This is a genomic window from Kribbella swartbergensis (assembly GCF_054784135.1).
The window spans coordinates 588802-600551 of record NZ_BAAGPM010000017.1; the positions used below are offsets into that span (position 1 = coordinate 588802).

Below are 11750 nucleotides of genomic sequence, written 5' to 3' on the forward strand. Positions count from 1 at the left end.
GCGGCCGTCCTCAGCCGCGTTCCGTCGTACCGGCCGGGCGCGGTGGCAGGTCCCACTCGTGGTCGGGTGTGCGCAGGACGGTGACGGCGGCGATCGCGAAGCACAGCGCCATCAGGCCCCACGCCACCGAATCCATGACGACGTTCTGGAAGACGACGAACGCGACCACGTGACCCGGCTGCGACAAGATCATCGCCAGCCATCCGACGGTCGGGATGCTGCCTCGCAGCGCGAGGCCCATCAGGATCGCACCGAGAACATGACCGATCACGAACATCGCCGTACTGAGCCCGGACGCACCGCTGGACCAGGTCGCGTCGATCAAGGCGGCGGCGCCGTCTCGTTGCTGCGCCGGAACGGCGGCTCCGGCCAGGTAGAGGCCGTCGATGGCGAACATCGCGTAGCCGCCCAGGTAAGCCGCCAGGTTGATCCCCAAGGCGATGGTGGTGAGAACCGGGCGCCGGCGTCTGGCCAGCCGAGCGAGGGCCAGAAAGGCGGGGACGACGGTGAGCGCGGACAGAAACCCCAGCCAGACGACGACACGCTGGTCGCTGGGATCCGCCGCGATCTGGTCCAGCGCCCTGCGCGTGTCGGAGTCATCGGTCATGAACAGGCGGGCGATCGTCACCGAGCTGGCCGGAACGACCAGGACGATCCCCGCCACGATGCGCTGGAACCGCCGTAGATCGCGTGTCGGCGCACTCGGTGGGTTGTGAACACGCTCAACCCGCGTTCCCCTCGTCAGGGCATCCATGGCAAACCCTCTCGGCCGATCGGACAACTTGGTGCCCCCAGCGTCCGCCGCTCGAGTCGCCGCCGCATCGTGCGAAATGCTCACCCGCTACTCACATCGGCGGCGCCAGGACGGCGGTGAGGTCCTGGTCGTCGCTTCGTTCTGGGCTAGGAGGCTTGGGACGCGTCCGCCTCGAGGCGGACGCAGCATCGCCCTGGGTGCGGCTTGAGGTGGGCTGTCAGGTGGGTGGAGCCCAGTCCGGCCAGGAGTCCTTCGAGCAGGCACAGGTTCATTTCGCAGACCAGGTCCGTGTGCTGCTGGGCCAGCGCGTGGAACGGGCAGTTGCCGAGGACGATGGCGTTCGCTTCGGCGCGCGGTTCGAAGCCGTGTTCCTCGAGGAGGTGCATCACGGTGGCTCGGCTGTCCGTCTCAGGAGTCGCGCCGGTGACGGTGGCTGCTGCGGCCAGCTCGGCACCTACTTGGCGCGCACGCCGTTCGAGGGCTGCTCGCGGGGACTCTCCCGAGGTTTCGGCATCTTCGATCGCCGTGGCAAGAAGGCTGCCGGCCAGGTCGTAGCGGTGTTCGGGCAGCGATACGCCGACGTGCCGGCTGGAGCGGCGGTACAGCTTCGACGGTCGTCCGGCACCGGGCCCGGATCGCCCGGTGCGGCGTTCGAAAACGACTTCGAGCAGGCCTTCGTCGGCGAGTCTGTCGAGGTGGAAGGCGGCGGTGGAGCGGGGGACACCCAAGGAGGCGGCAGCCTCGTCCCGGGTCACCGGACCCGCCTGGCGTACGACGTGGTCGTACAGCCGCCGTCGCGTCGGCTCCTCCAACGCCGCGACCGCCACGATCCGAGCCTCCCGCGAGCCGTCCACGGGACCACTCTAAAGCCAAGTCCCATTGACGAAAACCACGCAGGCTTCTAAAGTCAAGATGTATCTACTTTAGAAGGAGTGGGAGCGATGACGACTGAGGTGCCCAGCACCCGCACTGCACGCCGGGAGGCGTTGTCCGACCCGGCGTATCAGGCGTTCCTGGTGTTGCGAACGGTCTTCACGGTGGCGCCGATCGTGTTCGGCCTGGACAAGTTCGCCAATCTGCTGACCGACTGGCCGGGCTATCTGGCCCCGTGGATCGATGACATCGTTCCGGGGTCCGGTCAGGACGCGATGTATGCCGTCGGTGTCATCGAGATCGTCGCCGGCGTCGCCGTCGCTCTGATCCCGCGGTACGGCGGGCTGATCGTTGCGGCCTGGCTCGCGGGCATCATCCTCAACCTGCTGACGATCCCAGGCTTCTATGACGTCGCGCTGCGCGACTTCGGGCTCCTGGTCGCCGCCGTCGCGCTGGCCCGGCTCGCCACCCGGTACGCACCTGCCCGCCACGGCTCCTGAGCCGGCCGGAGGCGATCATGACCGAAGAACCAAGCTATGTCATCGTCGGCGCGAGCCTGGCGGGTGCCAAGACGGCCCAGGCCTTGCGGGAGCATGGCTTCCGCGGGCGGATCGTCCTGATCGGTGACGAGACCGAGCGTCCCTACCAGCGGCCCGCGCTGTCCAAGGGCTACCTGATGGGCAAGGACGAACGCGACAAGATCTACGTTCACGAGGAGCCCTGGTACGCCGAACACGGCGTCGAGTTGTTGCTGGGCCACCGCGCGACGAGGCTGGACCGTGTCGCCCACGAGGTCGAGCTCGACACCGGAGATCGCATCGGTTACGCGAAGTTGCTGCTGGCAACAGGGGCGTCGCCGCGACGTCTCCGGCTGCCGGGGGCGGATCTCGACGGCATCCACTACCTGCGCCGGGTCGGTGACTCCGACGTCTTGCGCGAGGCGCTCCGAGGCGGCGGGCGGATCGTTGTCGTGGGCGCCGGCTGGATCGGGTTGGAGACCGCGGCCGCCGCCCGCGAGTACGGCTGTGACGTCACGATCGTCGATCCACAGCCGACGCCCCTGGTCGCCGCGCTCGGGACCGAGATGGGCGCCTTCTTCGCGTCGCTGCACCTGCGCAACGGTGTCGGCCTGCGGCTCGGGTGCAACGTGACCGAGTTTCGGGGGACCGGCCGGGTGACCGGTGTCGTGACCGACGACGGCAGCGAGTTCGCGGCCGACGCGGTGGTGGTGGGCATCGGCGCGATTCCGAACACCGAACTCGCGCAGCATGCGGGTCTGAGCTGCGACAACGGGATCCTGGTCGACGAGTCGCTGCGCACCGATGACCGGGACATCTACGCGGTCGGCGATGTGGCGAATTCGCATCGTCCCTTCTACGGCGGGCAGTTGCGGGTCGAGCACTGGGACAACGCGCTGAAGGCGGCGCCGGTCGCGGCCAGGGCGATGCTGGGTGAACGGGTCGCCTATGACGAGCTTCCGTACTTCTTCACCGATCAGTACGACGTCGGGATGGAGTTCTGCGGCTTGATCGGCCCGGACGGCTACGACCGGCTGGTGATCCGCGGAGCGGTCGAGAAGCAGGCGTTCCACGCGTTCTGGCTGGCCGATGACCGAGTGGTCGCAGGAATGCACATCAATCTCTGGGACGACGGCATCGGACCGGTCCAGGAACTCATCCGCACGCGGCAACCGGTCGACGCGGACCGGCTGGCGGACACCTCAGTGTCCCTGGCGGCCGGCGCCATGGCCTGACGGGACCCACACCAACCCGCCGGCGAGTCACCCGGCCAGGGTGCCGCAAACGACGGCATGGAACGGTCCTCAGAGGTCGTGGCCGGGTGGACGTTGGCGGAGGTAGTCCTCGACGCCGAACAGGTGGGCGGCCATCCGGACGCGGGCCCGGTCGGGGTCGCGACCCGCCAGGGCATCGAGGATGGCCCGGTGCTCGCCGTGGGTGGCTTCGTCGGCGCCTTCCTGACTGATCGAGCGCCACAGTCGATCGCGGGTGGTCCGTCCGCCGAGAGCCTCGATCAGCGCCGACAGCACCGGATTGCCGCACGCCTGGGCAATGACGCGGTGGAACGCGATGTCGTTGTCGATCAGGGCCTCGTGGTCCGGCACGCCGTCGGTCAGTTCGGCCTCGGTCCGGCGCAGGATCTCGTCGGCCGCGGCGAGCGCCTCCTCGCTGATCCGGGTCGCCGCCAGTCCGGCCGCCTCGGTCTCGAGCATTCGCCGTACGGCGTGCAGGTGGTGCGCGCCGCTGTGGTCCTGCAAGTCCACCACGAAGCCCATCGGTGCCAGCAGCAACGATGGGTCGAGGGCGGTGACGTAGGTGCCGTCGCCCTGCCGGGTTTCGAGCACACCCATCATGGACAGCGCACGGACACCCTCGCGCAGCGGACCGCGGGAGACTCCCAACGCCTCGGCCAGGTCCTTCTCGACCGGCAGGCGGTCACCCGGCCGGAGCGCGCCGTCGATGATCAGCTTCTTGATGCCCTGGACGACGACGTCGGTCTGCGAGACACCGACGCGAGCGGCTGTCCGGCCGTCGTCCGCCGGGGCGCTCGGTTCCCGGCGGGGCCCGACGCCGGCTGTCATGCCACCGACTCCGCGCTGTCCTGCGACGCCCAGTAGGATCCGGTCGGGAACGTGTACCTCGCAAGCGACGGTCTGCGCATCTCGGCGCTGTACCCGGGCGCGGAGGGCAGCAGGTAGGCCCCGTTCCGGACGATGCAGGGGTCGGTGAAGTGCTCGTGCAGATGGTCGACGTACTCGGTGACGCGGCGGTCCAGTGAGGCGGAGACCGCCACGTAGTCGAAGATCGCGAGATGCTGGACCAACTCGCACAGGCCGACTCCGCCCGCGTGCGGGCACACCGGTACGTCGAACGAGGCAGCCAGGAGGTACACGGCGAGAACCTCGTTGACGCTACCCAACCGGGCGGCATCGAGCTGGCAGTAGTCGATCGCGCCGGCCTGGAACAGCTGCTTGAACAGAATCCGGTTCATGCCGTGCTCGCCGGTGGCGACGCCGATCGGCGCGACCGCCCGGCGGATCGCGGCGTGCCCGAGAATGTCGTCGGGATGCGTCGGCTCCTCGATCCACAACGGACCGAACGGGGCCAGGGCCTTGACCCACTCGATCGCCTCGGGCACGTCCCAGACCTGGTTCGCGTCGATCATCAGATGACCGCCCGGACCGATCACCTCGCGGGCGATACCGCATCTGCGCATGTCGTCGGTCAGGTCGGCGCCCACCTTGAGCTTGACGTGTTTGTAGCCGGCCGCGACGGCCTCTTCGCAGAGCCGGCGCAACTTGTCGTCAGAGTACCCGAGCCAGCCGGCCGATGTGGTGTAGCACGGGTACCCGCTGGCCTCGAGTTCCTTGATCCGCTGCGCCCGGCCCGGTTCGCGGTCGGCGAGGAGCGCGACCGCCTGCTCCGGCGTGAGCACATCCGACAGGTACCGCAGGTCGGCGGCCGCGACCAGCTCCTCGGGTGACATATCGGCCAGGAGTCGCCACAGCGGCTTCCCGGCTCGCCGCGCGGCCAGGTCCCAGACGGCGTTCATGACGGCGGCCAGCGCCAGGTGTACGACGCCTTTGTCCGGCCCGAGCCAGCGCAGTTGCGTGTCCGACTGCAGCTCCTGGTAGATCCCACCCAAGTCGCGGCTGAGCTCGTCGACGTCCCGCCCGACCAAGGGGCGGCCGCGTTGTGCCGCCGCAGCGACGCACAGGTCGTTGCCGCGCCCGATCGTGAACGTGAAGCCGTGCCCGGTCAGCTTCGGGTCGTCGGTGTGCAGGACGACGTAGGCGGCCGAGTAGTCGCCGTCCTTGTTCATCGCGTCGGAGCCGTCGCGGGTGAGCGAAGTCGGGAAACGTACGTCGACGACCTCCACCGACGTGATGCGTGGCATGAGACCCCCTGCTGCTCCGATAGATTAGATGATTTCGCCCTCAGACGCGCTTCAGTATGGACCATGCGCCGCCTCAGCGCTACGATCCACTGAATTCATATGATGATTCTCCTATACAACCCTCGCTGGAGGTGCTGGGATGAGCGACCTGGTGGGCTCGGACCGGACGGCTGCGAACCGGCTGTACTACGACCGGCCCGCCGGTACCTGGCTGGAGGCGTTGCCGCTCGGCAACGGCCGGATCGGCGCGATGTGCTTCGGTGGCGTCGGAGCCGACCGGATCGGTTTGAACGACGAGACTCTGTGGTCAGGCGGTCCGGAGACGGCGCGCCTGCTGTCGGAGCCGCTCGGCGCCGTCGGAGCCGAGGCGGTGCAGGCAGTGCGTGCGGCTCTGGCTGCCGGCGACCTCCGGCGCGCACATGAGCTGGCCCGCGGATTCCATTCCGGCTACTCGCAGGCATACCTGCCGCTCGGCGATCTGCTGCTCGACATCGCGATCGACGGCTCCACGCCGGCTGCCGGCGACGTAGCGCAGTACCGCAGAGAACTCGATCTCGACACGGCAACGGCGTCGGCGGAGTACGAGATCGGGGGAGTGGCAGTCCGGCAGGACGTGTTCGTGAGCGCACCGGCCGGGGTGCTGGTCCTGCGCATCACGTCATCGAAGTCAGCCGCGCTCAGTGTCACGGCGTGGCTCACCTCGCAGCTACGTTCGCGGCCGCAGCTCGCCGACGGCGGGGTCGGACTGCTACTGCAGGCCCCGGCTGATGTCGCGCCACCGCATCGCGACGTACCGGAGCCGATCCGGTACTCCGACGGCCCGGATCGTGGCATGTCAGCGGCGATCGCCTTGCGCTCGCGGACCGACGGTGAGGTGACCGCCGACGAGACCGGTCTCACCATCCGGGGAGCCGGCGAAGTGACTCTGATCCTCTCCACAGCCACCGGGTACGACGGCCCGTCGACACCGCCGACCCGGACGGCGGAGGAATGCTGGACAGCGGCTGACGAGCGGGTGCTGGCCGCGCTGGGCCATGAGTACGACGAACTCCGCGCCGAGCACACCGCGGACCACCAGGAGCTGTTCCGCCGATCGTCGCTCGAGCTGACCGGAGCGCGGGACTGCGCGGATCTGCCGACCGACGCGCGGTTGACCCAGCATGGCGATGACCCGGCGCTGGCGGCTCTGGTGTTCAACTACGGGCGCTACCTGATGGTCGCGAGCTCGCGTCCCGGTGGACTGCCGACCAACCTGCAGGGGATCTGGAACGACATCCTCCGGCCGCCGTGGAGCTCGAACTTCACGGTCAACATCAACACCGAGATGAACTACTGGCCGGCGGAAACGACGAATCTGCCCGAGTGCCACGAGCCGCTGCTCGACCTTCTCGGGCACCTCGCCGAGGCAGGTCGTCGTACGGCGGAGGACCGGTACGGCTGTGGCGGCTGGACGGCACATCACAACACCGACGCTTGGTGCTGGACGCTTCCCGTCGAGGGCGATCCGAGGTGGTCCAACTGGCCGATGGCCGGTGCCTGGCTGGTCCGCCATCTGTGGGATCACTACGCCTTCACGGGCGATCTGGAGTTCCTCGGCCGGGCGTGGCCGATCCTTCGAGGCGCCGCGGAGTTCTGCCTGGACTGGCTGGTCGAACTGCCGGACGGCAGCCTGGGTACGTCGCCGTCCACCTCGCCGGAGAACGACTACCTGGCCGATGACGGCGAACCGGCGTCGGTCACGGTCTCGGCGACGATGGACCTCGCACTGATCTCCGACCTGTTCGACCGGTGTGCGCAGGCCGCCGGACTGCTCGGGTTGATCGATCCACTGGTGGAACGTCTCGTCCTGGCCCGCAAGCGGATCCCCGAGCCGCCCATCGGCAGCCGCGGGCAACTGCAGGAGTGGGCCGCCGACCTGCCCGAGGAGGACCCGCACCACCGGCACATGTCGCATCTGGTCGGCCTTCACCCCGGCGACGCGATCACCCCCGACGGCACCCCGGCCCTCGCGGCAGCCGCCGCGCGCACGCTCGACCTGCGTGGTGACCAGGCCACCGGATGGTCGCTGGCCTGGAAGATCAACCTGCGGGCGCGGCTGCGGGACTCCGCCGGCGCGCACCGGTTGGTCCGGGCGTTCCTGACGCCGGCGGACGACACCGGCACGGACTATGTCGGCAGCGGAGCCGGCGTCTACCCGAACCTCTTCTGTGCACACCCGCCGTTCCAGATCGACGGCAACTTCGGCGCGACCGCCGGGATCGCGGAGATGCTCCTGCAGAGCCACACCGGGGAGATCGAGGTACTGCCGGCCCGGCCGGACGACTGGCCGACCGGCCGGGTGACGGGTCTCCGCGCCCGTGGCGGCGTCACGGTCGACATCGCCTGGAGCACGGGTGGTGTCGACGTGGTGCTCACCGCGGATCGGGACCAGGAGCGCGTCGTCCGCTACGGCCATGAGCGGATCGCAGTCCAGCTGAGTGCGCGCACATCCCACCGTCTCGGCTTCAGCTGACCGGTCCGAGGGAGGAGACCCTGATGGCAGTCCTGACGAGCATCCCGCCGCCCGTCGGCGAAGCACCGGCCCCGCAACGGCGACGCCGACGGCGTGAACGCACCACGATCACCGGTCTGCGGCGGAGTCTGCGCCGGCACTGGACTCTCTATCTCCTGATGGTCGTGCCGCTGATCTGGTTCGTGGTGTTCAAGTACATCCCGATGTCGAACGCCGTCCTGGCGTTCAAGAACTACAACGTGGTCAGGGGCATCTGGGGCAGTCCGTGGGTCGGCTGGCAGAACTTCGAGCTGTTCTTCCAGAACCCGGTGTTCTGGACCCTGCTGAAGAACACGTTCCTGCTGTCGGTGTACACCGTCGCGGCGAGCTTCCCGTTCGCGATCATCCTGGCGCTGGCCCTGAACGAGGTGCGCACCGGTCTGTTCAAGAAGTCGGTCCAGCTGGTGACCTACGCGCCGTACTTCATCTCGACGGTGGTCGTGGTGTCGATGACGATCCTGATGCTGTCGCCGCGGCTCGGCATCGTCAACGAAGGGCTCGGGTTCTTCGGGGTGCCGGCGATCGACTTCCTCGGTGACCCGGACTACTTCCGGCACATCTATGTCTGGTCCGACGTCTGGCAGACGACCGGGTACTCCGCGGTGATCTACCTCGCGGCGCTGGCCGGGGTCGACCCCGCGTTGCACGAGTCGGCCAAGATCGACGGCGCCAGCCGGCTGCAGCGGATCGTGCACGTGGATCTTCCGGGCATCATGCCGACCGCGGTGATCATCCTGGTTCTTGCCGTCGGCAACATCATGGCGATCGGGTTCGAGAAGGCCTTCCTGTTCCAGAACCCGCTGAACCTGAGTGAGTCCGAGATCATCGCCACCTACGTGTACAAGACCGGGCTGCTGAACGCCGACTTCAGCCTGGCCACCGCCGTCGGTCTGTTCAACTCTGTCATCAACCTGGTCCTGCTGCTCGGCGTGAACATGGTCGCCAAGCGCATCACCGGAAACGGACTGTGGTCATGAGCGCCGGGAGTGAGACCGCGACGCGGGTGAGCGCGCGGAAGGAGCGGCGTGCGTCGCGGGCGCGGCGGATCCGGGAGTCGCGCACGGACCGGATCTTCATGTTCTGTGTCTATCTGCTGCTGACGGTGTTCCTGGCAGTCGTTCTGATGCCGCTGCTCTACATCGTGGCGAGTTCGTTCAGCAGCCCTGAGGCGGTGTCGTCGGGCAGGGTGCTGTTCTGGCCGGTGGAGTTCTCGCTGCGCGGGTACGACGCGGTGTTCGAGAACCCGCAGATTCTCCGCGGCTACGCGAACTCGTTGTTCTACACGGTCGTCGGCACGATCGTCAGTGTCGTGATGACGATCGCGATCGCGTATCCGATGTCGCGCCGGACCCTGGTCGGGCGGAACCTGGTGATGAGCCTGATCCTGTTCACCATGCTGTTCACCGGCGGGCTGATCCCGACGTACCTGGTGGTCCAGCAGGTCGGACTGCTGGACACCCGTTGGGCACTGATCGTCCCGCAGGCCATCGGGGTCTGGCAGGTGATCATCGCGCGGACGTACTTCCGCACCGTGATCCCCGAGGAGCTGGTCGAGGCATCGCAGCTGGACGGCTGCGGCGACCTGCGGTTCCTCTGGTCGGTGGTGATCCCGCTGGCCAAGCCGATGATCGCCGTGGTCGCGCTGATGTACGCGATCACGCAGTGGAACTCGTACTTCGACGCGCTGATCTACCTGAAGAACCCGGACCTGTTCCCGCTGCAGCTCGTACTGCGCAACATCCTGATCCTCAACACCTACAGCGGCGGCGCGATCGACGCTTCCGTCGTCCTGCAGCGGCAGCAACTGGCGGATCTGCTCAAGTACTCGCTGATCGTCGTGGCCAGTGTGCCGGTGCTGCTGATCTACCCGTTCGTCGCCCGCTACTTCACCAAGGGAATCATGATCGGCGCCGTCAAGGGCTGATCCTTCGCACCACCTCTACCCCCTGTGAGGGACAACATGACAACTCAGCTCAGGAGAACCAAGTCCGCGGCGGTCGCCGGGCTCTGTGTGCTGGCACTCGGTCTGGCCGCGTGCAGCGGATCCGGTACGACGGCGGACGAGAGCAAGCCACTGCCCACCGTGACCGGCAACCCGGCCGTGACACTGGACGTCTTCGCGCCACAGGGCGCCGAGACCAACCTGGCCACGAACGACTTCACGAAGCTCGCGAAGCAGAAGTTCAACATCACCTTCAAGTGGCAGACCACCACGTTCGATGCCGGACCGGCCAAGGAGAAGCGGCAGATCTCGCTGGCCAGCGGCGACTACCCGGACGCGTACATGCTGATTCCGTGGGTCGACCAGTTCACGCCGACCGAGCTACTGAAGCTGGGCAACCAAGGTGTCCTCGTACCGCTGAACCAGTTGATCGACCAGTACGCGCCGAACATCAAGAAGGCGCTCGACGCGGAGCCGGAGTGGAAGGCGATGGCGACCGCGCCGGACGGCAAGATCTACGGCATGCCGCAATGGGTCGACTGCTACCACTGCTCGTACCAGGGCAAGCTGTGGATGAACTCGGCCTGGCTGAAGAAGCTCGGCCTGCAGCAGCCGAAGACCACCGAGGAGATGCGGGAGGTGCTGCGGGCGTTCAAGACGCGAGACCCGAACGGGAACGGGAAGGCGGACGAGGTCCCGCTCAGCGCGAGCGTGCGGACGCCGCCGCTCGCGTATTTCATGAACGCCTTCATCTACAACCCGCAGGGCGCCAGCGGCTACAACAACTCGACGCTGGTCCTGAACGACGGCAAGGTCGACGTGCAGGCCAACAAGGACGGCTGGCGTGAGGGTCTGGCGTACCTGAACTCGCTCTACAAGGAGGGCCTGATCGACAAGGGCGCCTTCACCCAGAACGCGGACGCGCTGACCCAGCAGGGTGACGGTGGCAAGGTGCCCATGCTCGGTTCGACCACCGTCCTGCACCTGGGCGAGGCGGTCAGCATCGGGGTGCCCGACGGCCGGGACAAGCAGTACGACGCGGTTCCGCCGCTCACCGGACCGAAGGGGGTGAATTACGCCGGGTACAACTTCCCGAGTGCGCCCGGTGCGACGTTCGTGCTGACGAACAAGGCCACGCCGGAGGAGCAGATCCAGGCGATCAAGCTGCTCGACTACATCTTCACCGACGAGGGACAGATCAACGGGCAGTTCGGCAGCGAGGGCAAGGCCTGGCAGAAGCCACAGCCCGGGGACGTCGCGCTCGACAAGTCACTGAAGCCGACGTTCAAGCAGATCCCGCAGAAGCCCGGCTCGCCGCCGCGAAACTCCGGGTGGGGAGCGATGGCGCAGTACAACAACACCGAGAAGTTCCGGAATTCCGAGGCGATCGCGACCGACATCTACAGCCAGGCCGGGTACGAGCGGCGCCTGTTCGAGGCCACCAAGCTCTACGCGGGCAAGGAGGACAAGTCACAGATCTACCCGTTCTGGAAGGTGTGGATCGATCCGTCGCTGGCGACTGAAGTCGCGACGCTCCAGACGAACATCGACAACTACGTCCAGCAGAACGCCCTGCAGTTCATCACCGGCTCGAAGAACATCGAGTCCGACTGGGACGCCTACGTCAAGGGCCTCGAGGGCCTCGGCCTGAAGCGTTACCTGGAAATCCAGCAGACCGCGTACGACAAGATGCCCAACAAGTAGGTCGACCCTGG

The 11750-nt window shown here is 67.4% G+C and carries 10 protein-coding genes; 6 read left to right on the forward strand and 4 right to left on the reverse strand.

Annotated elements, in window-relative coordinates:
* Positions 1 to 10: 10 nt before the first annotated feature.
* Complete coding sequence (locus tag ACYVOK_RS14710; protein WP_460662944.1) at positions 11 to 664, reverse strand: hypothetical protein; 654 nt, start codon at positions 662 to 664, stop codon at positions 11 to 13.
* A 236-nt stretch (positions 665 to 900) separates the two neighbouring features.
* Positions 901 to 1608: a helix-turn-helix transcriptional regulator gene (locus tag ACYVOK_RS14715; protein ID WP_460662945.1), complete on the reverse strand. Its 708-nt coding sequence runs from the start codon at positions 1606 to 1608 to the stop codon at positions 901 to 903.
* A gap of 87 nt (positions 1609 to 1695) precedes the next feature.
* Between ACYVOK_RS14715 and ACYVOK_RS14720 the strand changes: the two genes are divergently transcribed.
* Positions 1696 to 2127, forward strand: a complete 432-nt coding sequence (locus ACYVOK_RS14720; RefSeq protein ID WP_460662946.1) for a hypothetical protein — start codon at positions 1696 to 1698, stop codon at positions 2125 to 2127.
* A gap of 17 nt (positions 2128 to 2144) precedes the next feature.
* Positions 2145 to 3380 carry an NAD(P)/FAD-dependent oxidoreductase gene (locus ACYVOK_RS14725; RefSeq protein ID WP_460662947.1) on the forward strand — a complete coding sequence of 412 codons (1236 nt, stop codon included), beginning with the start codon at positions 2145 to 2147 and terminating at the stop codon, positions 3378 to 3380.
* Between the two features lie 69 nt (positions 3381 to 3449).
* On the opposite strand, the gene ACYVOK_RS14730 is transcribed toward ACYVOK_RS14725, so the two are convergent.
* Positions 3450 to 4226: a FadR/GntR family transcriptional regulator gene (locus tag ACYVOK_RS14730; protein ID WP_460662948.1), complete on the reverse strand. Its 777-nt coding sequence runs from the start codon at positions 4224 to 4226 to the stop codon at positions 3450 to 3452.
* Positions 4223 to 5542 (reverse strand): L-fuconate dehydratase, encoded by a 1320-nt coding sequence (locus ACYVOK_RS14735; RefSeq protein ID WP_460662949.1) that lies wholly within the window; start codon positions 5540 to 5542, stop codon positions 4223 to 4225. Before ACYVOK_RS14735 ends, ACYVOK_RS14730 begins: the two co-directional genes overlap by 4 nt.
* Before the next feature lie 139 nt (positions 5543 to 5681).
* On the opposite strand from ACYVOK_RS14735, the gene ACYVOK_RS14740 reads away from it, so the two are divergent.
* The 4 genes from ACYVOK_RS14740 to ACYVOK_RS14755 are packed head-to-tail and all read left to right on the forward strand — an operon-like array spanning position 5682 to position 11739.
* On the forward strand, positions 5682 to 8054 hold the full coding sequence (locus ACYVOK_RS14740; protein ID WP_460662950.1) for a glycoside hydrolase family 95 protein: 2373 nt from the start codon (positions 5682 to 5684) through the stop codon (positions 8052 to 8054).
* 23 nt (positions 8055 to 8077) lie between these two features.
* Complete coding sequence (locus ACYVOK_RS14745) at positions 8078 to 9070, forward strand: ABC transporter permease (protein WP_460662951.1); 993 nt, start codon at positions 8078 to 8080, stop codon at positions 9068 to 9070.
* Positions 9067 to 10017, forward strand: a complete 951-nt coding sequence (locus ACYVOK_RS14750) for a carbohydrate ABC transporter permease (RefSeq protein WP_460662952.1) — start codon at positions 9067 to 9069, stop codon at positions 10015 to 10017. The genes ACYVOK_RS14745 and ACYVOK_RS14750 overlap by 4 nt, the downstream gene beginning before the upstream one ends.
* A 36-nt stretch (positions 10018 to 10053) precedes the next feature.
* Positions 10054 to 11739 (forward strand): type 2 periplasmic-binding domain-containing protein, encoded by a 1686-nt coding sequence (locus tag ACYVOK_RS14755; RefSeq protein ID WP_460662953.1) that lies wholly within the window; start codon positions 10054 to 10056, stop codon positions 11737 to 11739.
* Positions 11740 to 11750: the final 11 nt, after the last annotated feature.

Coding starts and splice junctions, on each gene's coding strand:
- ACYVOK_RS14720 (WP_460662946.1), top strand. CDS start 1,696: ATGACGACTGAGGTGCCCAGCACCCGCACTGCACGCCGGGAGGCGTTG.
- ACYVOK_RS14745 (WP_460662951.1), top strand. CDS start 8,078: ATGGCAGTCCTGACGAGCATCCCGCCGCCCGTCGGCGAAGCACCGGCC.
- ACYVOK_RS14725 (WP_460662947.1), top strand. CDS start 2,145: ATGACCGAAGAACCAAGCTATGTCATCGTCGGCGCGAGCCTGGCGGGT.
- ACYVOK_RS14750 (WP_460662952.1), top strand. CDS start 9,067: ATGAGCGCCGGGAGTGAGACCGCGACGCGGGTGAGCGCGCGGAAGGAG.
- ACYVOK_RS14735 (WP_460662949.1), bottom strand. CDS start 5,542: ATGCCACGCATCACGTCGGTGGAGGTCGTCGACGTACGTTTCCCGACT.
- ACYVOK_RS14730 (WP_460662948.1), bottom strand. CDS start 4,226: ATGACAGCCGGCGTCGGGCCCCGCCGGGAACCGAGCGCCCCGGCGGAC.
- ACYVOK_RS14740 (WP_460662950.1), top strand. CDS start 5,682: ATGAGCGACCTGGTGGGCTCGGACCGGACGGCTGCGAACCGGCTGTAC.
- ACYVOK_RS14755 (WP_460662953.1), top strand. CDS start 10,054: ATGACAACTCAGCTCAGGAGAACCAAGTCCGCGGCGGTCGCCGGGCTC.